Consider the following 24,355-nt stretch of genomic DNA (forward strand, 5'->3'; position numbering starts at 1 on the left):
CGGCGGACCTGCCCCGCTCGCAGTGGCCCGAGCTGCGCCACGCCGGGCAGCACCAGGCGGCCGACCTGCTGGCCGCCGAGGTGGCCGGCGGCCGGATGAACGACGTGGACTGCGCCCGCATCGAGCGGATGTGGGACCAGGCCCGGCGGGAGGGGAGCCCGGCCGCCTTCACCGACACCGTGCTGCGGCAGGGCGGCGCCGCCTGGACCCACCCCTCCGGCGCCCGCGACCTGCCCGGCCGCACCGCACGCCACGACCTGCTCCAGGGGCAGGTGCGCCTCGGCCGGTGGAAGCCGGGGGAGCGGGGCCCGCACGCCTACGAGGGCGCCGGCGCCGCCGTCGACCCGGACGCCCTCGGCACCTCGCTGCTGCTGGTCGGCCCGCCCGGCTCCGGCAAGACCCGGCACGTCACCGGGCCGGTCACCGAGGCGCTCGCCCTGCAGGCGCTCACCGGCCGGTGCGCGGTCGTCGCCGTCTGCGCCGCCGGGACTCCGCTCGGCCCGGACTCGGCGTACGACGTGGTGGTGCGGATCGGCGACCCGGCCTCCGTGCACGACCTCGACCCCTACGCCGAGTCCGACGACCCCGACGAGGCCGCCGCCTTCCTCGCCGAGGCCCTGGTCGGAGACCTCGAGACCGTCGGCGGCCAGAGCGCCGCCACCGCGCTCGCCCAACTGCTCGGCCCCTACCGGGCCGTGCACGGCCACTTCCCGCCGCTGCCGGTGCTGCGCGAGTTGCTGGAGGGCGAGCCGGGAGCGCTGGCGTCGCTGCGGGCGGGGCTCGCGGCCGACGAGCACGCCGTGATGCGGCGCGAGCTGGACGCCCGGATGCGGCAGGCCGGCTCCGCGGCCGACACCGGCCCGGCCCTCGCCGACCGGCTCGCGCTCCTCGACCGGCCGGTCTTCGCCGAGTTCTTCGGCGGCACCGGCGGCAGCAGGCCGTTCTCGCTGCGCGCCGTGGCCCACCATCCGCTGCGGGTCCGCATCGACCTGCCCGAGCGGGGGCACGAGGAGGCGTCCCGGCTGATCGCCCGACTGGTCCTGGCCCAGTTCCACACCGTCGTACGGGACACCCGGCGCCCGCGCTTCGCCTGCCTGGTCCTGGACGACGCCACCGGCACCGTCACCGCCGGGTCGGTGCGCCGCATCCAGCGGCTGCGCGCGCAGAACGCCGGAGTCGTCCTCGCGCTGCGCACCGTCGCGGACGTTCCCGAGGCGCTGCACGGCCCGCTGCTGGGGGCCGTGGGCTGCCGTATGGCGCTTGCCGGGGTCACCACCTGGGACGGCAGCCGGTTCGCGCACGCCTGGGGCACCGAGTGGGTGGAGACCAAGGAGGTGGCCAAGCACACCGTCTTCGCCCACCAGCCGATGACCCGCGCCCTCCACGCCCTGCGCAAGCTGGTGACCGGCAGGGCCGTGACCACGGACGCCGTGACGACCAAGCAGGTCGAGCGGGAGCGCTGGTCGGCCTCCCAGCTGGCCCACGAGGTCCCGCCGGGGCACGCCGTGCTGTCCCTGAGCAGTGTGCGGGGCGAGCACGCGCCGCCGCTGCTGGTGGACCTGCGGGGCTGAACGAAGCGGATATCTGTACGGACGGTCACGCGTCGACCGTACGGTGAGGCAGAATCGACACAGGCCGTTCATACGTGACGGCCAAAACCGCACAACGATCACCAGACCTCCGCAGACCATCCGCAGACCAGAAGGCCCCATGCCCCCGACGCTCGCCTCGCTCGTCCACCACTCCGCACTCAAACTGACCGTGCGCGCGGGCGGGGACCGGCTGGACGTGCCCGTCCGCTGGGCCCACGTCAGCGAACTCGCCGACCCCGTGCCGTACATGGAGGGCGGGGAGCTGCTGCTCATCACCGCGCTCAAGCTGGACGCGGAGAACCCCCAGGCCATGCGCCGCTATGTGAAGCGGCTGGCCAAGGCCGGCGTCGTCGGAATCGGCTTCGCCATCGGCGTCAACTACGACGACATCCCCGAGGCGCTCGTCGACGCGGCCGAGGAGGAGGGCCTGCCGCTGCTGGAGGTGCCCCGCCGCACTCCGTTCCTCGCCATCAGCAAGGCCGTCTCGGCGGCCATCGCGGCCGACCAGTACCGGGCGGTCACGGCCGGCTTCGCCGCCCAGCGGGAGCTGACGAGGCAGGCTCTGAGCTCCGGGCCCGAGGGGCTGCTCGCCGCGCTCGCCGCCCAGGTCGACGGCTGGGCGGCGCTCTACGACGCCTCGGGCGCCGTCGTCGCCACCGCACCGGAGTGGGCGGGCCGCAGGGCCGCCCGGCTCACCGCGGACGTCGAACGGCTGCGCGACCGGCCGGTGCCCGCGTCGGCCGTGGTCGGCGGACCCGAGACCGAGGACCGCGTCGAGCTGCACTCCATCGGCACCGGCCGCCGCCCGCGTGCCGCGCTCGCTGTCGGCACGGCCGCGGCGCTCGGCACCGCCGAGCGGTACGCCGTCCACTCCGCCGTCGCCCTGCTGACCCTCACCACGGAGCGCTCCCGCTCGCTGCGCGCCGCCGAACAGCGGATCGGCGCTGCTGTTTTGCGCATGCTGCTCGCCGGACAGCCCGACCACGCCCGTGCCGTCGCCGGGGACCTGTACGGCGGCCTGCTGGACGCCCCCTTCCGGATGATCGTCGCCGAGTCCGCCTCGGCCTCCGCCGCGCGGGCGCACGCCGACGCCCACGCGCGCGTGCAGACCACCAAGCCGTCCTCGGCCGCCGTGCTGGCCGCAGCCGGAACCGGCGGCGACCCGCTCGCCGGCCTCGCCGAGGTCGTGGAGGCGGCCGCCGCCCGGTCCGGGGAGGCGGTGCTGGTCGTGCCCGAAGGGGAGCGGCTGGTGGTGCTGGCCGCCGACGGGGGTGCGGCCGTGGCGGCGTGCGGGGAGTACGCGGAGGCGCTGGAGGCGGCGCGGGCCGCGACCGTGGGCGAGCCGCCGGGCGGCGGCGAGGGGGGCGAGCTGGTCGTGGGCCTGTCCGCGCCGGCCGGGCCCATAGCGACCGCCGCCGCGTACAAGCAGGCCGAACAGGCGCTGTCGGTGGCGCGGCGGCGCGGACGCGTCCTCGTCGAGCACGAACAGCTCGCGTCCGGATCGGTGCTGCCCCTGCTGGCGGACGACGCGGTCAGGGCGTTCGCCGACGGGCTGCTGCGCGCGCTGTACGAGCACGACGCCACCGGCCGCGGCGACCTGGTGGCCTCGCTGCGGGCCTGGCTGTCACGGCACGGCCAGTGGGACGCCGCCGCCGCCGACCTGGGCGTGCACCGGCACACCCTGCGTTACCGGATGCGCAGGGTGGAGGAGATCCTCGGCCGCTCCCTGGACGACGCGGACGTACGGATGGAGCTGTGGCTGGCGCTGAAGGCGACGTCGACGGAGTAGACGCACCGGCGCTGACGCACTGGCCCTGACGCACTGGCGCTGACGCCCTGGCCCCGAGGCACTGTTCCTACGCCAATCCGGCGCACCCCCGACCGCCACTGCTCCACCTCGGACAAGCGCCGACGGCCCGCCCCGGCCCTACCGTTGACGACGCAAGCAGACACCCTCGAACGCGGAAGGGCCGGGACTCTCAAGATGACTTCCACCCACGCCTTCTGGCTCGCCGGCCGCCAGGTCACCGGCAAGGACACCTTCGACGTCACCTCCCCGTGGGACGGCCGGCCGGTCGGCAAGGTGAGCGTGCCGACCGACGCCCAGGTCGAGGAGGCCGTGGCCGCCGCGTACGCCGTGCGGGACGAGTTCGCCGCCACCCCGGCCCATGTGCGCGCCGCCGCCCTGGACCACGTCAGCAAGCGGCTGGTCGAGCGCACCGAGGAGATCGCGCAGCTGATCTCCGCCGAGAACGGAAAGCCGATCAAGTGGGCGCGCGGCGAGGTCGGCCGTGCCGTGTCCGTGTTCCGCTTCGCCGCGGAGGAGGCCCGCCGGTTCAACGGCGGCGAGGCCCAGCGCCTGGACACCGACGCCGGCGGCCAGGGCCGCCTCGCCCTCACCCGCCGCTTCCCCAAGGGCGTCGTGCTGGGCATCGCGCCGTTCAACTTCCCGCTGAACCTGTGCGCCCACAAGGTCGCCCCGGCCGTCGCCGCCGGCGCCCCGATCATCCTCAAGCCGGCCCCCGCCACCCCGCTGTCCGGCCTGATCCTCGGCGAGCTGCTGGCCGAGACCGACCTGCCGGCCGGTTCCTGGTCGATCCTCCCGGTCCCCAACGACAAGATGCCCGCCCTCGTCCAGGACGAGCGCCTCCCGGTCATCTCCTTCACCGGTTCCGAGAAGGTCGGCTACGCGATCATGGACTCGGTGCCGCGCAAGCACTGCACCCTGGAGCTCGGCGGCAACGGCGCGGCCGTCGTCCTCGCCGACTGGGCGAGCGACGAGGACCTGGACTGGGCCGCGAACCGCATCGCCACCTTCTCCAACTACCAGGGCGGCCAGTCCTGCATCTCCGTGCAGCGCGTGATCGCCGACGCCGCCGTGTACGAGCGCCTGCTGCCGCGCATCGTCGCCGCCGTCGAGGCCCAGGTCACCGGCGACCCCTCCGACGCCGCGACCGACGTCGGCCCGCTGGTCAGCGAAGACGCCGCCCAGCGCGTGGAGTCCTGGGTGCAGGAGGCCGTCGAGGCCGGCGCCACCCTCCTCACCGGCGGCAAGCGCGACGGCGCCTCCTACGCGCCGACCGTCCTGACCGATGTACCCGCCGACGTGACGATCGCCTGCGAGGAGGTCTTCGGCCCCGTCCTGACCGTGCAGAAGGTGAACGGCGAGACCGAGGCCTTCGCCAAGGTCAACGACTCCAAGTACGGCCTCCAGGCCGGCATCTTCACCCACGACCTCCAGACCGCCTTCCGCGCCCACCGCGCCCTGGAGGTCGGCGGCGTGGTCATCGGCGACGTCCCCTCCTACCGCGCCGACCAGATGCCCTACGGCGGCGCCAAGCAGTCCGGCGTGGGCCGCGAGGGCGTGCGGTTCGCGATGGACGACTACACGTACGAGCGCGTCCTGGTCCTGACGGGGCTGGCCCTGTAGGCCCGACGGCCCGACTGCCGACGACGGCCGGAGCCCGCTGTGCGGGGGCTCCGGCCGTCGTCGTATGCCCGTGTGCTGACTTGGGGAAAGAGCCGAAAATTGGCGAGTTCCCGAGGGTTCGTGGGAACACCGGCGCCAGCCTCCCGCCATGGCGATCGTTGCTCCGCGCAAGAACAGGGCCGGGAAGGTCACCAGCTATCGGGTGAAGTGGCGAGAGGGGGGGCTCGAGGACCGGCGACTGGCAGCACGAGCGTTTCCCGGGATGCCGGCTCCAGGTGGGCACGGCCTGACGGTCGTGGGAGGGAACCGCCGCCGTGCGTGGGTCGGGCCGGATGGTGACGTCGTCTCAGCAGCGGCGGTACCCGCACGGGGTTCGCCCTCGTCGGATGCCTGCCCTCAAGGTCGTCCGGAGCTGGCATGACGGCTGGTGAATCGGCGCCCAAGGGCAGGGAATTCGGGTGCCTGTCGGGCGTTCAGGGGCGGATGGCGCTCACCAACCATACGGAGCCTCGGATGCGGACTCCGCCCGGATTCTCGTAGGCCGCGAGTGCGCCCCGGAGCTCCTCGCCGGCACGGGTGGCGGTGGCCTGTTCCACGCCTTGGAGGTTGAAGCGGACCGGGCCCTGGCCGAGGATGAAGTCCGCGGCGTCCGCGGCGTCGCGGCCGTAGTCCATCAGCGCCTCGACCGGCCGCACGGTCACCTCTGTCAGGCCCGCCTCGCCGAGCACCCGGTGGATACGGTCGGGGTCGGACAGCGATCCCATGCCTCGGGCCGCGGGTGAGGGGCCGCACATCAGTGGCGCGAGCGCGGCGGTGGCCTGAGCGTAGTCGCTGTCGGGGCGGCCCGCCTGCGGGACGATGAACACCATCCGGCCGCCGGGCCGCAGCGCGCGGGCGATGTTGGCGAACGCTGCCGCGGAATCGGAGAAGAACATGACGCCGCCGCGGCTGATGACGATGTCGAAACCGCCCTCTTCGAAGGGGTGGGCCTCGGCGTCGGCCTGGTCGAACCGCACGTTGGCGATGCCCTGCTCGGCCGCATCGGCGCGGGCGCGGGTCAGCATGGGTTCGGAGATGTCGACGCCGACCGCCTGCGCTCGCGTCGCCCGGCGTGCGGCCAGCAGGGTGAGCTGTCCCGTGCCGCATCCGATGTCCAGGACATGGTCGTTCTCGCTGATCGCGGCGAGCTCCAGGAGCGGCTGATTGAAACCGCCCATCATCGCGTCGTATCGGGGGGCGTTGTCGGCCCAGGCCGCCCCCTCCCACCCGTTCCACGCTTCCGCCTGCTGGATGTTGACAACGGTGTGCATCAGATCTCCTTCGCTGAGTGGTGCGGCTGAGTCATGTCATGCCTCTCCGGAGTTGCGGCGCAGCGTGAACCAGAAGGTGGGCACCGGGTTCGTACCGGGTGTGGTGTCGACCAGTTCCCAGCCGGCGAACCTGGTGCGCAGCTCGTCGGCGGTAACGCCGGAGATCGGGTCGTCGAACGCCTCGGGGCCGTACCCGAACATCAACAACCGTGCGCCGGGAGCGGCGCGGCGGGTGAGTCCGGCGGCGTAGGCATCGCGGCGGTGCGGCGGGATCCCGCAATAACAGCTCAGGTCGAAGAACAGGTCGTATGGGCCGGGCACATCCAGCTCATCGAGCCGGGTGGCATCCCCGCACAGCAGTCGTACCGCCGTCCCCGCCGCAGCGGCCTTGGCCCGAGCCTGCTCGACCGCCCGGTCAACCAGATCGACGGCCGCGACGTCCCAGCCATGGCGGGCCAGGTATATGGCGTTGGTTCCGGTGCCACAGCCGAGTTCCAGAGCGCGGCCGAGCGGCAGTGCACCACGCCCCTCCACCAAAGCGACCAGCTCCGGCGGTGTCACGCCGGTGTCCCACGGCGGCTTGCCGGCGCGGTAGTAGGCCTCCAGCTCGTGGCGGACGGCCTCCTCCTGGTCGCGTTCGATGCCGACCCGGGCTGCGTTCACCCCCTGAGCGGTGTTCAGCTGATCCATAGCTCCCTCCAAGTTCTTGGAGGGTAACTCTAGTGTTTGACTCTAGAGATATACTCACGCCACGAACACCGTCAAGCGGCCGGACAAGCGGGCCGAGCGCTCACGCCGCACCCGCGAGAAGGTCATCGAGGCGGCGCGGGAGTTGTTCGTCGCGCAGGGCTATGGCGCGACGAGCCTGCAGGAGACCGCCGACCAGGCGGGCGTGGCCGTTCGGACCGTCTACTTCGTCTTCGGCAACAAGCGCACACTGTTCAAAGACGTCGTCGACACATCCATCGCCGGCGACACCGAGCCGGTGGCCACCATAGACCGTGAATGGTTCCGCGCCGCATGCGCCGCGCCTACCGCGGCCGACCTGCTGCGCGCGCACGTGCGCGGCACCGGCGAGATCCTGGCCCGGGTCGCCCCGATCATGCCGCTGATCGCAGCCGCCGCGGCCACCGACCCGCAGATCGCAGAGCAATGGCCCCAGGGCCCCGACCCGCGCTACACCGTGCAGCACGCCGCGGCCCAGGCGCTGGCCGACAAGCCCGACGTCCGCCCGGACGTCTCCGTCGCGATGGCCGCCGATCTCCTGTTCGGCCTGCTCAGCCCGCAGGAAGTGCACGGCACGGTCGTGGTGGCCGCTCTCGGTGCAGAGCAGCCCTTGGGCGTAGTCGAGTTCGGCGGCGCCGTGGGACGCCGCCCACTCGGGGGAGGGCCGTCCGTGGCCGGAGCGGTCCACCAGGCGCATGGACTCGGCCAGGCGTCTGCGGGCGCCGGTGTCATCGCCCATGAGGGACAGGGCCCGTGCCTCCCGGGAGGCGAGGAGGGATTGCAGGGTGGTGGAGCCGAAGTGGGCGGCGCGGTCCTGGGCGGCTCGGGCCAGGTCGTAGCCGTCCCGGGGCCGGCCCTCGTAGCTGGCCTGCATGCTCAGGGAGGCGAGGACGAGGATTTCGAGGGACGTGTCACGCAGCATGGTGGCCGTCGTCAGGGCCTCGCCCCAGTAGCGGCGGGCCAACCTCGCAGTGTGGGTGTCGCATATAGGGCCCGACACCGTGATCGTGTCGCTGATGAAGGGCATCGAGCGGGACACCGGGCTGCGGGCCAGCCAGGTCATCACCGAGGTGACCGGTGTGAGCGCGGACCGGGTCGCGGTGCTGTCGGGGCCGAACCTCGCTCCCGAGATCATGGACGGTCAGCCCGCCGCCGCGACCGTCGCCTGCCCCGACGAGGAAGCCGCGCGCCGCTTCCAGCAGGCGTGCCACACACCCTACTTCCGGCCCTACACCAGCACCGACGTAATCGGCTGCGAGCTGGGCGGCGCGGTGAAGAACATCATCGCCCTGGCTGTCGGCATCGCCTCGGGCATGCGTCTGGGCGGCAATGCGTCGGCCCTGCTCATCACCCGCGGGCTGGCCGAGACCACCCGACTGGCCACAGCCATGGGCGCTCACCCGGCCACCCTCGCCGGTCTGTCCGGCCTGGTGGCCAGCTGCACCTCCCCGCTCGCCCGCAACCGCACCTTTGGCGTCCATCTCGGTCACGGCCTGAGCGTTGAGGAGGCGACGACAGCCACCCGGCAGACCACCGAGGGCGTCAAGTCCGCCGAAGCGGTCCTCGACCTGGCCCGCGTCCACGGCGTCGAGATGCCGATCACGGAAGTGATCTCCGCCCTGCTCAACGATAAGGTCACCCTCGACGAGGCCGCGGCCGCGCTGATGCAGCGGCCCCCCAAGCCCGAGTGCTGACCCCGAGGCGGCCCCGCCCGCGAGCCGCTCGCCGACATCCTTCGCCCTCCCCGTTCTCGGAGGCTCCCTCAAGCACGGTTCAGTGCTGCCCGCTGCCCAGGTCGCTGTGACGGTCGCCCTGGTCGTGTGGATGTTCACCGGTTTCATTCGCCTGCCCGTCTACTTGAGGCGCGGCAGCTTTCGGTCAACCTGGCGGCCGACGCGGGCTCGTGGAGCCTGGGAGCGGGTACGGGCTGGTCAGGGCACTGAACGTGAGCGGTTCCCATGGGGTGTTCCCGTGGGAACACGGCGGCGGGCTCACATGGTCTGAGGCGGGCCGGGACGGGGCGTTACGGGCTGAGCCGGTGGGTATTCGTGCTGGTCGAAGAGAAACCGCAGGTCAGAGAGCGTGCGAGGGGCCCTCTGTGCGGGGGCTCCGGCCGTCGTCGTACGTCCCGTGCATCGTTGGTCGGAGCACATGATCCGGCGAAGGCCGCTCCGGCGTCCGGTGAACGCCCGTGTGAGCGGCTCGGTTCGAGGAGCATTTCGGCTTGTCGATAGCCTTCGTCCTCATGGTGCGCGCCTGGACCTTGCCGATGCTGCTTGTGCTCTGCGGCTCAGTCGTTGCGACCGGGCTGGTCTTCAGCGGGACTCCCGGCGCAGCCGCAGCACACCTACTGGTGTGTGTGCTGCTCGCAGGCGTGAACTCGCCTCTGGTTTTCCCGAAGTCGGTCGGTGCGGTGGAGGCGCAACGCCGCAGCGCGGTCGACGGCCGGCCGGTCGTCTTCTGGCGGCCGGGCTGCAAGTACTGCCTCCGGCTGCATATCCGGTTGGGCCGCAGCGCCCGCCAGTTGCATTGGGTCGATATCTGGCGTGACCCGGCTGGAGCGGCAGTGGTGAGGTCGGCCAACGACGGCGATGAGACTGTGCCGACTGTCGTCGTGGCGGGCCGGCCTCATGTCAACCCCGATCCTGAATGGGTGCGCGAACAGCTCTCCCGTTCCGCGTGATCGGGAGCGATGCCATGTCGGAGAAACGGCTGCAGGCCCGGAAGATCGTCAACCGGTTCGACACCGTCTGAACCCCCCGTCTGCTTCCCACGGTCATGCTTGATCTGGTGAATTCCCGTTGAGATTGGCTAAGTTGTCACCATTTCACTCGGCATCCACAGGGGAGCGGCAGCCTTGAGTCAGCAGCAGAAGACCTTCCGTGCCATCGAGGTCGGCGACGGCAGCGACGGGCGATGGGCTACCCATGCACAGCCTCTGTGGCCGCTCGCGGAGGAGTGGATGACCGAAGAGAGCCGGACCCCAGAAGGCGCGGACCGTGCTCGGAAGCTGTTCGAGGTCCATATGCCGGAGCTGGTCCCGGTGCTCGACCGCCTTGCCGGTCAGCTCGACCGGCCCGGAGGGGAAACCTTCCTCACCCTCGCAGCCGTGCGACCGTTCTTCTCGGGCTGCACCCAGATCGGCGGCAACGGCACCCTGCTGCGCAACTACGACTTCCCGCCCGATGAGTGCGAGGGCACCATCGTCTCCTCCGACTTCCTGCGCCCGGTGATCGGAATGCAGGAGGCGGGCTGGGGCTTGCTGGACGGGATGAACGATGCCGGGCTCGCGGTCTCGCTCACCTTCGGCGGGCGATTCGTCCACGGCCCAGGCTTCGCCGTTCTCATCGTCCTGCGCTACCTGCTGGAGACGTGTGACACCGTTGACGAGGCAATCGGCAAGCTGCAGTCCCTACCGATCGCCATCCCGCAGAACGTCACCCTTGTCGACTCCGGGAAGGCGGTGACGGTGTTCGTGGGACCGGACATCCCACTGACCGAGGCACCGGACGCCTGCGCTGCCAACCACCAGCACCTGCCGGTGCCTGACGAACAGGAGCGGTCCTCCAGTACCCGAGAGCGGCTGAGCGCCATTCGCGCAGCGGGCGTGGACGTGGCGGCGATGCTGAAGCCGCCGCTGTATCAATCCGCCCACGACGAGGGGTGGGGAACGCTCTACACCGCCCATTACCGGCCCTTCGAGGGCCGCGTGACCTACTACTGGCCCGGCGAGTCCTGGGAACAGTCCTTCGACGACTTCTCTCCGGGGTCCCGCACCGTGGCCATCGGCCAAGCCGGCTGAGCCGCAGTCGTACGGCCGTGCCCTGGGGTTCCGTCCGGAGCCGCAGGGCACGAGTGTGAAAAGGTCTCCCGCGACGCCGAGGCGCGTACGCGGTCAGTGTGTGCAGCGCGGCTTCCGGGCGCGGTACAGGTCGCGCAGCAAGGCGATCTCCGCTCCGTGGTGCGGCAGTTCCTGGTTGACCCACCAGACGGTTTCGATGAACGGGTCGTCGGGGTCACTGCCGTGCGGGTAGGTGCTGTGTCCCACCGTGTCGAGGGCGGTGTCGTCGGCGCCGAGCAGGGCTTTCCGCCACGCCGAGGCGGCGTCGGCGAAGGCCGCGATCGCCCCGGCGGCGTCCTCGCTGCTGCGGAAGTCGTCCCGGGTCAGCGTGTGGCTGCCGACCGTGTGGTCGGCGCGCAGGGCCAGCAGCTCGGTGAGGTGGTTCAGGCGCCAGGCGATCGTGGTGAAGGGCGGCGGGAACGGGTGCGGGGCGGGCGCGGCGTCGCGCCCCCAGTCGCCCGTGCCGGCCAGGACCGTCGCGCGCGGTCCCGGCCCGTCCGTACGCCGCCGGACCGACCAGCAGTCGGGCACCGGCTCCCAGAGGTACTCCTCGTCGGTCATGGGGCCGACCTCGATGTCCGTGCCGTTGCCGCTGTCCATGACCGGGCCGGTCAGCCGGTCGGCGAGGCGCTCGCGGGCGAAGTCGAACTGCTGCAGCAACGGGGACAGGCGGGGCGGTACGGGCATCAAATGCTCCTGCGGCGGCCTGATGGGACGGTTGAACCGCTGGTTCGCCACCCTGTCACAGTCAGTACCGCACCGCGTTTCCTTTTCGGGGGCGTCCGTCGCTGTCCGCGAGTCCGCTCAAGTCCCCGACCGGTGAAGCCGATCCGCGCCGGTCGCGCGGACCGCTGAGAGCCGTACGCCTCTGCCGGTCCCTGAGCCCAGGGCACCCTCGCATCACGGAACTTCGCGCGGAGTCGGTTTCTTGCCGCCAGTTCTGAAAGAAATATTGCGCAACTTCTGCTTCATATCTACGGTGACGGCATGTCACCGAAGCGCGAGCCCGAGCGGATCACCGACCTGTCCCGTCTGAAGGCGTTCACGAACCCGTTGCGGATGCAGCTCTACCGGCTGCTGTACGTCGTGGGCGCCGCGACCGCCTCCCAGCTCGCCGAGCAGGTCGACCAGGCGCCGTCGCTGGTCAGTTACCACCTGCGCAAGCTGGCCGAGCACGGCTTCGTGACCGAGGCGAGCGGCCGGAGCACCGACGGCCGTGAGCGGTGGTGGCAGGTGATGTCCGAGGAGGGCTGGGGCTTCCGCGACTCGGACTTCGCGGACACGCCCGAGGGAGCCGCCGCCGTCGGCGCGGTGACCCGCGGCATCGTCGACAACCGCGTCACCCAGTACCGCGCGTACCTGGACCAGACGGCCGCCTGGGGCAAGGCGTGGACCGACGCCGCCTTCACCTCCGAGTGGATGCTCGACCTGACCCCGGCCGAACTCGCCGAGATGAGCGACGAGCTCCAGGCGCTGGCCCGGCGCTGGCGGGAGCGCGGCAGGGCCGCCAAGGCGGCCGGCGACACGGAGGACCGCGAGCACGTGTCCGTGCACCTCTACGGCTTTCCCTTCCGCCTCTGACACGGCCGTACCCACGACTCACTGGAGCCCGCCATGACCACCGCACGGACAGCCCTGCCCGAACGTGCCACCACGCCGGCCCACCGCGACGGCAACGTGCTGCGCTGGCTCACCGCCTACACCGTCTCCCTGGTGGGCGACAGCGTGTACTTCGTCGCCCTCGGCTGGTCCGCCCAGAAGGCCGCCGGCCCCACCGAGGTCGGCCTCGTCATGGCCGCCGGGGCGCTGCCGCGGGCGTTGCTCATGCTCGGTGGGGGCGTGGTGGCCGACCGGTTCGACCCCCGCCGCGTGATCCTCGGCAGCGACGCGCTGCGCTGTCTGCTCATCCTCGCGGTGGCCGCCGGTATCGCACTGACCGCACCGGCCCTGTGGATGCTGGTCGCCGTGGCGCTCGTCTTCGGCGCCGTGGACGCCCTGTTCGTACCCGCGATCGGTGCCCTCCCACCGCGGATCACCAGCCCCGACCAGCTGGCCCGCGTCACCGGCATGCGCTCCCTGTCGGTGCGCCTCAGCCAGATCGCCGGCCCGCCCGTCGGCGGCCTGGCCATGGGGCTCGGGGGAGCGGCGGCCACCTTCGCCGTCGCCGGCCTGCTGTTCGCGCTGTCTCTGCCGCTCCTGCTGACGATACGGATACGGCCCCTCAAGGCGCGCGACGAGGAACAGGCGGAGCCCGGCACCGCGCGCAAGGACCTGGTCGACGGCCTCCGGTACATCCGCCGCCACCGCCTCATCGGCCCGCTCGTCGTCGCCGGCGCCGTCTGCGAGCTCGGCCTCACCGGCACCCTCAACGTCGGCATGGTGCTCCTCAACGCCGAGCGCGGCTGGGGGCCTTCCGGCTACGGCTGGATCGTCAGCAGCCTCGGCGCGGGAGCGGCGGCCAGCGCCGCGCTGCTCGCCATCGCCGGCCGGCTGCCCCGTGCCGGCCTGGTGCTGGCCGGGACGGGGCTCGTGGCCTGCGCGGGAGCGGCCGCTGTCGCACTGGTTCCGGCCCTCTGGACCGCCGTGGTGCTGGCCGCGGTCATCGGGCTGGCCGTGGGCGTGTACGGCAGCCTCAACAACGCCCTCGTACAGACCGCGGCGGACCCCGCCTATCTCGGTCGGGTCACCTCCGTCGTCATGCTCGCCATGGTCGGTCTCGCGCCCCTCAGCTATCCGCTGGTCGGCGCCGCCATCGGAGCCTGGGGCGCCGCCCCGGTGTTCGTCGGCTGCGGCGCCTTCGCCGCTCTGGGCGTGGCCATCGCCCTGGGCTCCGACGCGGTGCGGCGCGCCGAACTGCCCCGGTAGTGGCCAGGACGTGCGGGGTCACCAGGGGGTGGCCTCCGGCCGTCGGCGTACGCCCCCGGGAGTAACGCCGGGCCCGGGACACCCCTGGCAGTACGGGTCACTTCGGTCGCTGGAGCGACGTATCCGGCCCTCCTCGCCGGAAGTCTGGTGAGGACCCGGACATCCGAGCAGCCGAGCACCGAGGAGAGGGGTGGCCCATGGGGGCCGTACAGGAAGAGCAGAGGACGCGCCGGGGACGGCTCGTGCCCTGGACCCTGCTGGCGATGTGGCTGGTGGTGCTGGCGCTCGCCTCGCCGCTGGCCGGGAAGCTCTCCGGCGTACAGCAGAACCGGAACGTCGACTACCTGCCCTCGAGCGCCGACTCCACCCAGGTCGCCAAGGTCCAGGACAGGCTGCCCGGCGGCGAGTCCACGGACATGGTCGTGGTGTACCACCGCGACGGCGGGCTGACCGAGGCCGACCGGCGCACCGCCGCCGGGCAGATCGACGAGATCGCCGCCGCGCACAAGCTCAGCGCACCGCCGCGGGCCATCCCGTCCAAGGACGGCACCACACTGATGTACCCCGTCTCCACCACCGAGCCCGGTCAGGACAAGGAGGCCAAGAACGCCCTGGTCGAAGACGTCCGCGAGACCGTCCGGGGCACGGACGGGCTGACGGCCGAGGTCGGCGGGCGCGCCGGAGTGCAGGCCGACTCCGGCAAGGTCTTCGAGTCACTGGACGGCCCGCTGCTCTACACCACCGTCGCGGTGGTCGCCGTCCTGCTCATCCTCATCTACCGCAGCCCCCTGCTCTGGCTCGTCCCCCTGCTCACCGCCGGCGCCGCCAACTTCGCCGCGATGGCCGCCGCCTACGGCCTGCACGCATGGTTCGGCACCACCGTCACCGGCGCGAACAACGGCATGATGACCATCCTGGTCTTCGGCGCGGGCACCGACTACGCCCTGCTGCTGGTCTCCCGCTACCGCGAGGAACTGCGCCGCATCGAGCGGCCGTACGACGCCATGCGCGCCGCCCTGCGCGGCTGCGGCCCCGCCGTCCTCGCCTCCTCCGGCACCGTCGCCGCCGGCCTGCTCTGCCTGCTGGCCGCCGACCTGAACAGCACCCGCGGCATGGGCCCGTTCGGCACCGTCGGCGTGCTCAGCGCGCTGCTGGCCATGATGACCCTGCTGCCCGCGCTGCTGGTCCTCCTCGGCCGCCGGGTGTTCTGGCCCCTGGTGCCGGTCTTCGGCAGCGAGCCGAAACAGCGGCGGTCGGTGTTCGCCGCCATGGGCCGCTCGGCCGGCCGCAGGCCGGTCACCGTGCTGGTCGTCGGCGCGGCGGTGCTCGGCGCTCTGGCGCTGGGCGCCCTCAACCTGCAGGGCAGCCTGAAGAACGAGAACTCCTTCATCGACACCCCGGAGTCGATCGCCGCGGCGCGGACCCTGGCCACCGCCTACCCGGAGCTCAGCAGCCAGCCCATCGACGTGGTCGTGCCGGCCGGCCAGGCCGACCAGGCCCTGGAGCGGATCCGCGGCACCGAGGGCGTGGCCGCCGCCGAGCCCCGCCGCAGCGGCACGGGCTGGACCGAGATCATCGTGACCGCCGACGCCCCGCCGGAGTCCGCCGGCGAGACCGCCACCCTCCACGCGCTGCGCTCGGGACCGGTCGGGGAACTGGGCGGCCACGTCGGCGGACCCAGCGCCCAGCTGATCGACCTCAAGAACGCCAACGCCGGTGACCGCGACGTCGTCGTGCCGTTCGTCCTGGGCTCCGTCCTGATCGTCCTGATCGTCCTGCTGCGCAGCCTCGTCGCCCCGCTGCTCCTGGTCGGCGCGGTCGTCGCCGTGTGGGGTGCGGCGCTCGGCATCGGCGGGCTGGTCTTCGAGCCGGTCCTCGGCATCGAGGGCAACGATCCGGCCCTGCCGCTGCTGTCCTTCGTCTTCCTGGTAGCGCTCGGCGTCGACTACGGCATCTTCCTGATGCACCGGATGCGGGAGGAGTCGCTGTCCGGACTGGCGCCCGAGGCGGCGGCGCTCAAGGCGCTGCGTGCCACCGGCGGCGTCATCGCCTCGGCGGGGCTGGTGCTGGCGGCGACCTTCTCGGTGCTGGCCGGCATGCCGCTGGTGATGCTGGTGGAGCTCGGCTTCGTGATCGCGGTGGGCGTGCTGCTGGACACCTTCCTCGTACGGACCTACCTGGTCACCTCGGCCAGCGTGGCGCTGGGCCGCAAGGTGTGGTGGCCCGGGCCGCTGTCCAAGGAACCGCCCGCGCGGGAGAACCGGCCGGCTCCGCCGGTGCAGGAGCCGGCGGCGCTGCGCTGATCGTACGAACCGGGGACGCCGGGCGGCGGAGAGCGGCTTTCCGGGCCCGGCGGCCGCGGCGATCGGGGAGGATGAGGGACGTGTCGACCGTCGGAGTGCATTCGGGGCGGCGCCGGTTGAGGCGGCCGGTGCGGCAGGACTGGCTGACCACCGCCGCCGTCGGCGCGCTGACGGTGCCGCTGGCCTTCCTCCCGCAGAGCGACGGGAGGGTGACCGACGCCCTGGGCTGGGTGCTGGTGGCGGTCATGGTGCTGCTCACGGCGTGGCGCCGGCTGTACCCGCTGGGGGTGCTGCTGGCGCTGGTGCCCGTCCAGCTCGCCTACCACTTCCTGGGCAACGCCCCTACGACACCGGTGGCGGCCTCCATGGTCATCCTCTACTCGCTGGCGGTGGCCGGCCCGCGCCGCCGCACGTTCGTCGTCGTCCCGTCCCTGCTGGCGCTCACGCTGACGATGATGCTGACCGTGAACGTGCACAAAGGGCTGGAGCTGATCCGCACCTCCGGCTGGATCCTGGCCTGCACCCTGCTCGGCGAGGCGGTACGGGTGCACCGCAACTACGTGGGCGCCATCGTGGAGCGGGCGGAGCGGGCCGAGCGGACGCGCGAGGAGACGGCCGCCCGCCGGGTCGCGGAGGAACGGCTGCGCATAGCCCGCGATCTGCACGACCTCCTCGCCCACAGCATCACCCTCATCGGTGTGCGGGCCTCCGTGGCCGCGCACGTGCTGAACGCCGACCCGGAGCGGCTCGACCGCGACACCCTGTCCCAGGCGCTGGACGGCATCGCCGGCACCTGCCGGGAGGCCCGGCAGGAGCTGAAGCGGACGCTGGAGGTGCTGCGGGCGGAGGACGACAGCGGACCGCCGCCGGGCCTCGGTTCACTGGCCGGCCTCGGCAAGGCGGCCGAGTCCGCGGGGGCCATGGTGTCCCTGTCCGTCTCGGCCGACGGCGAGGTGCCGCCGGCGGTCGGCGCGGCGGCGTACCGCATCGTCCAGCAGGGGCTGACCAACGCGGTGCAGCACGGCGGGCCCGCGGTCGGCGTCCGGGTCTCCGTCGTACTGGACGAGGCGTCGTCGGCGCTGCTGGTGGACATCGTGGACGACGGCTCGCCCGCGGACGCCGCCGACGACGCCGCCACCGGCCGGCCGCCCGGCTACGGCCTGGTCGGCATGCGGGAGCGGGCCCGCAGCGTCGGCGGCACGGTGGAGGCCGGCCCGCGGGCCGACGGCCCGGGCTTCGCGGTCCGCGCGGTCCTGCCCTGCACAGAGGCCGCGCCCCGCACAGAGGCCGCGCCCCGCACGCCCCGCACAGAGGCCGCGCCCCGCATACGGGCCGCGCAATGACCCCTGCCCCGCCGCAGGAATCCCGCCACAGGAATCCCGCCACAGGAGAAGAGGCCCATGACGGAGGCCATCCGGGTGGTGCTGGCCGACGACCAGCACCTCGTACGCTCCGCCTTCGCGATGCTCATCACCGCCACCCCGCACATGGAGGTCGTGGGCGAGGCCGCCCACGGCGGGGAAGCCGTCGAACTCGCCCGCACCGCACGGGCCGACGTGGTCGTGATGGACATCCGCATGCCCGAGCTCGACGGCATCGAGGCGACCCGGCGGATCGCCGCCGACGAGGACCTCGCCGGCGTGAAGGTCCTCGTCCTCACCACGTACGACACCGACGAGCACGTCATCGACGCCCTGCGCGCCGGGGCCTCCGGCTTCCTGGTGAAGGACACCAAGCCCCAGGACCTGCTCGACGCCATCCGCACCGTCGCGGCCGGCGAGGCCCTGCTCTCCCCCGGCCCCACCGCCCGCCTCATCGAGCGGGTCGTCAGGACACATCCGGGCTCCGTACCGGCGCCGGGCCGGCCGGAGTCCCTGAGCGAGCTCTCTCCCCGTGAGCGCGAGGTCCTGGTCCTGGTCGCCCGCGGCCTGAACAACAGGGAGATCGCCGACGCCCTCGTCCTCTCCCCGCTGACCGCGAAGACCCACGTGAGCCGCATCATGGGCAAACTGGGGGCGCGCGACCGGGCGCAACTGGTGGTGCTCGCCTACGAGTCCGGGCTGATCGTTCCCGGCGGGCCGGGCGGTACATGACGAACCGTACGGAGCGTGTCCGGCCCCTCAACCGGTGAAGCCGACCCGCGCGAGCCGCAGCGGGCCGCTCAGCCTGAGGCGCACGTCGTGCACGCCGTCGGCGGTGAGCTCGGCGGTGAGCGTGGTGTAGTCGTACGGCCCTGACGTGGGGGTGTGCGCAGTGAGCTCGGTGAGCGACGGGCCGCCGTCGAGGGAGAGTCCGACCGTGCCCCCGCCCGCCACCTCCACGCTCACCCTCGTCACTCCGGCGCCGAAGTCGCAGTTCCGGTAGAGCAGTTCGCCGGTCCTGTCCGGGGCCGGGGTCACCGCGTCACCCGTCGTCCTCGTCCGGTCGACGATCTCGATGCCCGACTGCTCGTCGAAGTCGGCCGCGTTCAGGCCGCCTTCCAGGACCGGGCGCGGCACGCCCGGCTCGCCGTCGAGGGTGAGGGTGGTGCGGAGGCGGATGTCCTCGCTGGAGGTGCCGGCGAGGAAGTCGTACGGGCCCGGCTCCAGCCGCCACCGGCCCTGGGCCACGTCCCAGAACTCGAGTGCGAAGAGCGGGACTTCGAAGGCCAGGTCCGCCTTCTCGCCGGGGGCGAGGGTGATCCTGCGGTGGGCCGCCAGCTCGCGGCGCGGGCGCGGGACCGACGGGTTCACGGCGCGGGTGTAGAGCTGGGCGACCTCGTCGGCGGTGGCCTGCCCGGTGTTGGTGACCGTGAAGGACACCCGCACCACGTCCTCGTCGAGCCGGACCGCCAGGTCGCCGTAGCCGAACGACGTGTACGACAGCCCGTGCCCGAAGGGGAACAGCGGGGCGCCCTCGAAGTACAGGTAGGTCTGGCGGCTGCCGATGACGTCGTAGTCGAGCAGGTCCGGCAGGTCGGAGTCGTCCTCGTACCAGGTCTGCGGGAGCCGTCCGGCGGGGGAGACGTCACCGGCCAGCACCCGGGCCAGCGCGGTGCCCGCCGCCTGGCCGCCGTGCGCGGTCCACAGCACCGCCCGCAGGTGTGCGGGCTCGACCGCGTACGGGTACGCCGAGACCAGCACCAGCGCCGTGTTCCGGTTGGCGGCGCGGGCGGCGCGCAGCAGCCGCTCCTGGTGCTCCGGCAGCCGCAGGGTCGTACGGTCCCGCGTCTCCCGGCCGCCCAGGTGCGGGTCGTTGCCCGCCACGACGAGCACCACGTCGGCCCGGGCCGACGCACGGGCCACCGCCTCCTCGCCGCGCTCGGTCACCACCAGTTCGAAGACCTCGGGGTCCTCCTCGGCAACCTTCACGCCCTCCGCGGCGACACGGACGTGATGCCCCGTCCCGAGGTGCCGCAGGAGGTGACCGCTGCCATGGGGTTCGAGGCGGAACGTCTCCTGGACGACCCAGCCGCCGGGCTGGTCGGCCGAGGCGCGTACGCAGCCGTCGTCGGCCACCGACAGGTAGCGGCCGTCCGGGGCGCGCAGGGTCAGGACGCCCTCGCCCCAGTCCACCAGGGCGAGTTCGGTGCCGGTGGCGTCGGTGGTGAGCGGGGGCAGGTCCGTGCGGCCGGCCAGCAGGGCCGGGTCCAGCGCGCCCTCGGCACCGCGTACGTGGTCGCTCGCCGCCCCGGCGGTCGGTACGTGCAGGAAGGTGCCGTCGGCCGTGCGCAGCCGTATCCGGTCCACGCCCTCCGCGAACTCGACGCGCTCGGCGCCGAACCGCTCGTACAGGCCCTCCAGTGGTGTGGACCGGTGCAGCAACGTGCCGCTGTACCAGTCGAGTTTGCACTCGTCGGCGAGCAGGCCGACCACGGCGACGCGGGTGCCGGGGGCCAGGGGCAGCAGGCCGTCGTTCCGCAGCAGGACGACGGCCTGCTCGGCGGCCTCCCGGGCGAGGGCGCGGTGCTCCGGGGTGTCGAAGTCCCCGGTCGCGGCGTGCGGGTCGTGGTCCGGGTCGAACTCGCCGAGCCGGAAGCGCACCGAGAGCTGCCGGCGCACGGCCGCGTCGACGTCGGCCTCGGTCAGCAGGCCCTGCTCCAGGGCGCCCCGCACGCGCGCCACGGTCTTCGCCGGGTCCGTGCCGTGGTCGGTGAAGCTGTCCACGCCGGCCAGCAGCGCGGCCGCCGTGGCCTCCTCGTGGGTGGCGAAGTAGTGCTCGGAGTCGACCAGGTTGGAGGGCGCGCCCGCGTCCGAGCAGACCAGCAGGTCCTGGTCGGTCCATGTGCGCAGGTGCTCGCGCAGGTAGGGCGAGACGTGGTTGGGGCGGCCGTTGACCAGGTTGTAGGCGGGCATCACCCCGGCCACCGCGCCCGCCTCGACCGCCTCGCGGAAGGCGCGCAGGTCGTACTCGTGCAGGACGCGCGGGCGCACCGAGGACGACGTGGTGTCCCGGCGGGTTTCGTTGTTGTGGGCCAGCCAGTGCTTGAGGACGGGGGCGGTGCGCCAGTACACCGGATGGTCGCCGCGCAGGCCGCGGGTGTAGGCGACGGCGATCGCCGAGGTCAGCCCCGGGTCCTCGGAGTAGCCCTCCTCGTTGCGGCCCCACAGCGGGTGGCGCAGCAGGTTCACCACCGGCGCCCAGACGTTGAGGCCCACGCGGTCGTCGCGGGCGCGCATCGCCCGGGCTTCCTTGGACACCGCCTCGCCGACCCGGCGCACCAGGTCGTCGTTCCAGGTCGCGCCGAGCCCGACGGCCTGCGGGAACACCGTCGCCGGGCCCATCCACGCCACCCCGTGCAGCGCCTCCTGGCCGGTGCGGAACGCGGCGATGCCCAGCCGCTCCACCGCGGGCGCGAACTGGTGCAGGAAGGAGACCTTCTCTTCGAGGGTCAGTCGCGCCAGCAGGTCGTCGACGCGTTTCGCGAACGGCAGCTGCGGATCGCGGAACGGTGGCGTGTGAGGCGTTCGTACGGTCACGTCGGGGTCCCCTCGCGATGGAACGGCGAGCCTCTTTCGAAGCGCTTCGATGCTCAGTCGATCCGAGGGCGGGTGTCAAGACGCACCAGGGCAACAACCGCGACTTCCGGCCCACTTGCCAAGGTTCGTAGGAGACTTGTCCAGTCCTCCACGCCTCGGAGGAATCTTGGATCCGGCTCTTGTGTCCCCCCAGGCGTTCACTTAACCTCGCACAACATCGAAGCGCTTCGACTAGGGAAACAAGCCCAGCGCCGGGTGTCCTGGTGCGCCACGAAGGGTTGACGCAATGACGCCGAACGCCGCCTCCGCCGGCCCCAGCCGGAGAAGCTTCCTCGCCTCCACGGCGGTCGCCGCCGCAGCGGTGGCCGGAGGGATGCCGCTGCTCACCGCCTGCGGCGGCTCCGGCGGCGGCTCGCGCGGCGGCACCACCTCGGGCAAGGACGCCAAGAAGCTGCTGCCGTCCTACGTGGCGAACAACGTCGTCGCCCCCGACATCCCCGCCAGGAACGGCTCCTCCGCCGGCTTCACCCGCAGGCTCGACCTCGCCGGCCTCAAGACCTCCGTGCCGAAGAAGCTCGGCAAGGGCGGCAGGGTCAGCGTCATGTCGCCGTTCTGGGGCTCCCCGCCCAAGCAGGGCAACCCCTACTACCGGGCGATGAACGACGTCGTCGGCGCCGACGTCGTCTGGCAGAACCAGGACGGCAACACCTACGACCAGAAGCTCGGCGCCGTCCTCGCCTCCAGCAGCATCCCGGACGTCGTGGTGATCCCCGGCTGGAACATGGGCGGCAAGATACCCAGCGCGATCATCAGCAAGTTCGCCGACCTGGGCCCCTACCTCTCCGGGGACAGGGTCAAGGAGTACCCGAACCTCGCGGCGATCCCCACCGACGCCTGGCAGCGCTCCCTCTTCGGCGGCCGGCTGCGCGGCCTGCCGATGCCCGCGGCCTACGTGACGAACATCGTGCCCCTCTACCGCAAGGACCTCTTCGACAAGGAGGGCTACGAAGTCCCGCGTTCCGCCGACGAGTTCATGACCCTGGCCAAGGAGATCACCAGCCCCCGGGCCAAGCGGTGGGCCTGCGGCGACATGAAGTGGACCGCGTTCAACGCCTTCGGCGTGCTCTCCGGCAGCGAGAAGCCGCTCGGCTGGGGCCTCGTCGACGGAAAGCTGGTCTACCGCGTCGAGACCCAGGAGTACCTGGAGGCGCTGGAGTGGACCCGCAAGCTCTTCGCCGCCGGTTGCGTGCACCCGGACTTCGAGCTGGGCAAGAGCGCCTCCACCGACTCCGGCCCCAAGTTCGCCGCCGGCGAGTTCCTGATCTACAACGACGACATCTCGCATTGGTACGGCCGGACCGCCGAACAGGCGACCCAGAACCCGGCCTTCAAGATCTCGGGCATGGACATCTTCGGCCATGACGGCGGCGACCCCACCCTGTGGGCCACCCAGCCCGCCAACATCTTCGCCTTCGTCAGCAAGAAGGCCTCCGAGTCCGTCGTCCGCGACGTACTGGCCCTCGCCAACGTCACCGCCGCCCCGTACGGCACCAAGGAGTACATGCTCACCAACTACGGGGTCGAGGGCACCCACTACACCCTCAAGAACGGGGTCCCCGTCAAGACCGACCAGGGCAACAACGAGGTCATGAACGCCTACGTCATGATCGCGAGCCCCGCCCCGACCCTCGCCCACCCCGACTTCCCCGACGTCACCCGGGCCCAGGTCGAGTGGCAGCAGCGGATGGGCGCCTTCACCAGGAAGTCCCCCTTTTACGGCATGCAGATCACCGAGCCCGCCCGCTGGACCAACCTGTCCAACGACTTCGAGCAGCTGGAGGACGACATCGTCCGCGGCCGCAAGAAGATCGGCGCCATGCAGCAGGCCGTCTCCGACTGGCGGAAGAAGGGCGGCGACCAGCTGCGCGACTGGTACCGGAAGATTCTCGACGAGAACGGCCCGGCGGCAGGCTGACCCGGACGCTGAGGCAAGGAGACCGGCCGTGTCCCACAGCACGGTGCCCCGGAGCGGGGCCGAGGCCGACACGACGGCGAGGACCCCGGCGGCGCCCGGCGGCGCCACCGGAACCCGGGACGGGCAACGACGCCGGGGCGGTGGGCTGAGCCTGCGGATCAGGTTCCGGCGCGACCGCGTGCTGCTCCTGATGACCCTCCCGGCGCTCGTCCTCGTCCTGCTCTTCCACTACACACCGATCCTCGGCAACGTCGTCGCCTTCCAGGACTACGACCCCTACACCAGCGACAACGGCGTCGTCTCCATCCTGCACAGCCCCTGGGTGGGCCTGGAGAACTTCCGGTCGATCTTCGCGGACTCGGCCTTCTGGAACGCCGTGAAGAACACCCTGGTGCTGTTCCTCCTCCAGCTCGTGCTGTACTTCCCCCTCCCGATCCTGCTCGCGCTGCTCATCAACAGCGTGGTCAGGCCCCGGGTGCGGGCGGTCGCGCAGGCCGTCCTGTACCTGCCGCACTTCTTCTCCTGGGTGCTGGTCATCGCCGTCTTCCAGCAGCTGCTCGGCGGCGCCGGACTGCTCTCCCAGCTGCTGCGGCAGCACGGCTACGACGGCCTCGACGTCATGACCGACCCCAGCACCTTCAAGTTCCTCGTCACCGCGCAGAGCGTGTGGAAGGACGCCGGCTGGGGGATCATCGTCTTCCTCGCCGCGCTCACCTCGGTGAGCCCGGACCTGTACGAGGCCGCCGCGATGGACGGCGCGGGACGGTGGCGCCGCATCTGGCACGTCACCCTGCCCGCGCTGCGCCCGGTGATCGCTCTGCTGCTGGTGCTGCGCGTCGGCGACGCCCTCACCGTCGGCTTCGAGCAGATCCTGCTGCAACGCGACGCCGTCGGACCGGGGGCCGCCGAGGTCCTCGACACCTTCGTGTGGTGGAACGGCGTACGCAACCAGGACTTCGGCTACGCGGCCGCCGCCGGACTGATCAAGGGCGTGGTCAGCCTCGGACTGGTCCTCGCCGCGAACAAGGTGGCCCATCTCATGGGCGAGCAGGGGGTGTACAGGAAGTGACCGCCGTGACCGGCAAGCCCGTACGGGGAACGCGCCGGTGGGCCGCCCCGCCCCGGCCGGTGTGGGAGGAGAAGCCCACCCGGGCCGGCCTGGCGGGCAAGGGCCTCGTCCTCGTCCTGGCCTGCCTCGCGATCCTCTTCCCGCTGTGGATCGTCGTCGTCACCAGCCTCTCCTCCCGTAAGACCATCGACGAGGCCGGCGGCCTGGTCATGGTTCCCAAGGGCATCACCTTCGTCGCCTACGAGGAGTTGCTCAGCGGCGGGCAGGTCACCCGCGCCGCGGTCGT

16 protein-coding genes and 3 pseudogenes are annotated in these 24,355 nt (G+C 72.2%); 15 read left to right on the forward strand and 4 right to left on the reverse strand.

Annotated elements, in window-relative coordinates; translation table 11 throughout:
• The 3 genes from C1I97_RS08475 to C1I97_RS08485 all read left to right on the forward strand — a co-directional run.
• Window positions 1–1,571, forward strand: a 1,571-nt coding sequence (locus tag C1I97_RS08475; RefSeq protein WP_111002610.1) for an ATP/GTP-binding protein, incomplete at its 5' end; no start/stop codon positions are given.
• A 139-nt stretch (window positions 1,572–1,710) separates the two neighbouring features.
• Window positions 1,711–3,381, forward strand: coding sequence for a PucR family transcriptional regulator (locus C1I97_RS08480; RefSeq protein WP_111002611.1), 1,671 nt, complete (start codon window positions 1,711–1,713; stop codon window positions 3,379–3,381).
• 195 nt (window positions 3,382–3,576) lie between these two features.
• Window positions 3,577–5,022 carry an aldehyde dehydrogenase family protein gene (locus C1I97_RS08485; RefSeq protein ID WP_111002612.1) on the forward strand — a complete coding sequence of 482 codons (1,446 nt, stop codon included), beginning with the start codon at window positions 3,577–3,579 and terminating at the stop codon, window positions 5,020–5,022.
• A 473-nt stretch (window positions 5,023–5,495) separates the two neighbouring features.
• On the opposite strand, the gene C1I97_RS08490 is transcribed toward C1I97_RS08485, so the two are convergent.
• Entirely contained in the window at window positions 5,496–6,332 is an 837-nt protein-coding gene (locus C1I97_RS08490; RefSeq protein ID WP_111002613.1) for a class I SAM-dependent methyltransferase, read from the reverse strand.
• 36 nt (window positions 6,333–6,368) lie between these two features.
• The gene (locus tag C1I97_RS08495; protein WP_111002614.1) at window positions 6,369–7,022 is read right to left on the reverse strand and encodes a methyltransferase domain-containing protein; all 654 of its coding nucleotides are present in this window, start codon (window positions 7,020–7,022) and stop codon (window positions 6,369–6,371) included.
• A 142-nt stretch (window positions 7,023–7,164) separates the two neighbouring features.
• On the opposite strand from C1I97_RS08495, the pseudogene C1I97_RS41245 reads away from it, so the two are divergent.
• The 4 genes and pseudogenes from C1I97_RS41245 to C1I97_RS08520 form a co-directional block, all read left to right on the forward strand.
• Window positions 7,165–7,221, forward strand: a pseudogene (locus tag C1I97_RS41245) (hypothetical protein); the annotation flags it as partial.
• 793 nt (window positions 7,222–8,014) lie between these two features.
• A pseudogene (locus C1I97_RS08510) lies at window positions 8,015–8,752 on the forward strand (NAD(P)H-dependent glycerol-3-phosphate dehydrogenase); the annotation flags it as partial.
• A gap of 551 nt (window positions 8,753–9,303) precedes the next feature.
• Window positions 9,304–9,741, forward strand: coding sequence for a glutaredoxin domain-containing protein (locus C1I97_RS08515; protein ID WP_111002624.1), 438 nt, complete (start codon window positions 9,304–9,306; stop codon window positions 9,739–9,741).
• A gap of 174 nt (window positions 9,742–9,915) precedes the next feature.
• Entirely contained in the window at window positions 9,916–10,860 is a 945-nt protein-coding gene (locus tag C1I97_RS08520; protein ID WP_111002615.1) for a C45 family autoproteolytic acyltransferase/hydolase, read from the forward strand.
• Window positions 10,861–10,953: 93 nt separating this feature from the next.
• Here C1I97_RS08520 and C1I97_RS08525 read toward each other — a convergent pair whose 3' ends face one another.
• Window positions 10,954–11,586, reverse strand: a complete 633-nt coding sequence (locus C1I97_RS08525) for a DinB family protein (RefSeq protein ID WP_111002616.1) — start codon at window positions 11,584–11,586, stop codon at window positions 10,954–10,956.
• Between the two features lie 300 nt (window positions 11,587–11,886).
• On the opposite strand from C1I97_RS08525, the gene C1I97_RS08530 reads away from it, so the two are divergent.
• The 5 genes from C1I97_RS08530 (at window position 11,887) to C1I97_RS08550 (ending at window position 18,160) form a co-directional block, all read left to right on the forward strand.
• Complete coding sequence (locus C1I97_RS08530; protein WP_111002617.1) at window positions 11,887–12,480, forward strand: ArsR/SmtB family transcription factor; 594 nt, start codon at window positions 11,887–11,889, stop codon at window positions 12,478–12,480.
• 33 nt (window positions 12,481–12,513) lie between these two features.
• Window positions 12,514–13,764, forward strand: a complete 1,251-nt coding sequence (locus C1I97_RS08535; protein WP_111002618.1) for an MFS transporter — start codon at window positions 12,514–12,516, stop codon at window positions 13,762–13,764.
• A gap of 197 nt (window positions 13,765–13,961) precedes the next feature.
• Complete coding sequence (locus tag C1I97_RS08540; RefSeq protein WP_111002619.1) at window positions 13,962–16,067, forward strand: MMPL family transporter; 2,106 nt, start codon at window positions 13,962–13,964, stop codon at window positions 16,065–16,067.
• Window positions 16,068–16,138: 71 nt separating this feature from the next.
• Window positions 16,139–17,410: a sensor histidine kinase gene (locus tag C1I97_RS08545; RefSeq protein ID WP_258382480.1), complete on the forward strand. Its 1,272-nt coding sequence runs from the start codon at window positions 16,139–16,141 to the stop codon at window positions 17,408–17,410.
• Window positions 17,411–17,467: 57 nt separating this feature from the next.
• Entirely contained in the window at window positions 17,468–18,160 is a 693-nt protein-coding gene (locus tag C1I97_RS08550) for a response regulator (protein ID WP_111002620.1), read from the forward strand.
• Between the two features lie 27 nt (window positions 18,161–18,187).
• Here the strand turns inward: C1I97_RS08550 and C1I97_RS08555 are convergent, their stop codons facing one another.
• On the reverse strand, window positions 18,188–21,025 hold the full coding sequence (locus C1I97_RS08555; RefSeq protein ID WP_111002621.1) for a glycoside hydrolase family 3 C-terminal domain-containing protein: 2,838 nt from the start codon (window positions 21,023–21,025) through the stop codon (window positions 18,188–18,190).
• A 286-nt stretch (window positions 21,026–21,311) separates the two neighbouring features.
• Between C1I97_RS08555 and C1I97_RS08560 the strand changes: the two genes are divergently transcribed.
• The 3 genes and pseudogenes from C1I97_RS08560 to C1I97_RS08570 all read left to right on the forward strand — a co-directional run.
• Entirely contained in the window at window positions 21,312–23,000 is a 1,689-nt protein-coding gene (locus C1I97_RS08560) for an extracellular solute-binding protein (RefSeq protein ID WP_111002622.1), read from the forward strand.
• Between the two features lie 28 nt (window positions 23,001–23,028).
• Complete coding sequence (locus C1I97_RS08565) at window positions 23,029–24,069, forward strand: ABC transporter permease (protein ID WP_111002623.1); 1,041 nt, start codon at window positions 23,029–23,031, stop codon at window positions 24,067–24,069.
• Window positions 24,066–24,355 (forward strand): annotated as a pseudogene (locus C1I97_RS08570) (carbohydrate ABC transporter permease); the annotation flags it as partial. The gene C1I97_RS08565 and the pseudogene C1I97_RS08570, both read left to right, overlap by 4 nt.

Origin of the sequence: Streptomyces sp. NTH33 (assembly GCF_003236365.1) — a bacterium.
Lineage (GTDB): Bacteria > Actinomycetota > Actinomycetes > Streptomycetales > Streptomycetaceae > Streptomyces.

Coding starts and splice junctions, on each gene's coding strand:
- C1I97_RS08525 (WP_111002616.1), bottom strand. CDS start 11,586: ATGCCCGTACCGCCCCGCCTGTCCCCGTTGCTGCAGCAGTTCGACTTC.
- C1I97_RS08540 (WP_111002619.1), top strand. CDS start 13,962: ATGGGGGCCGTACAGGAAGAGCAGAGGACGCGCCGGGGACGGCTCGTG.
- C1I97_RS08485 (WP_111002612.1), top strand. CDS start 3,577: ATGACTTCCACCCACGCCTTCTGGCTCGCCGGCCGCCAGGTCACCGGC.
- C1I97_RS08480 (WP_111002611.1), top strand. CDS start 1,711: ATGCCCCCGACGCTCGCCTCGCTCGTCCACCACTCCGCACTCAAACTG.
- C1I97_RS08515 (WP_111002624.1), top strand. CDS start 9,304: ATGGTGCGCGCCTGGACCTTGCCGATGCTGCTTGTGCTCTGCGGCTCA.
- C1I97_RS08530 (WP_111002617.1), top strand. CDS start 11,887: ATGTCACCGAAGCGCGAGCCCGAGCGGATCACCGACCTGTCCCGTCTG.
- C1I97_RS08490 (WP_111002613.1), bottom strand. CDS start 6,332: ATGCACACCGTTGTCAACATCCAGCAGGCGGAAGCGTGGAACGGGTGG.
- C1I97_RS08560 (WP_111002622.1), top strand. CDS start 21,312: ATGACGCCGAACGCCGCCTCCGCCGGCCCCAGCCGGAGAAGCTTCCTC.
- C1I97_RS08535 (WP_111002618.1), top strand. CDS start 12,514: ATGACCACCGCACGGACAGCCCTGCCCGAACGTGCCACCACGCCGGCC.
- C1I97_RS08550 (WP_111002620.1), top strand. CDS start 17,468: ATGACGGAGGCCATCCGGGTGGTGCTGGCCGACGACCAGCACCTCGTA.
- C1I97_RS08495 (WP_111002614.1), bottom strand. CDS start 7,022: ATGGATCAGCTGAACACCGCTCAGGGGGTGAACGCAGCCCGGGTCGGC.
- C1I97_RS08545 (WP_258382480.1), top strand. CDS start 16,139: ATGAGGGACGTGTCGACCGTCGGAGTGCATTCGGGGCGGCGCCGGTTG.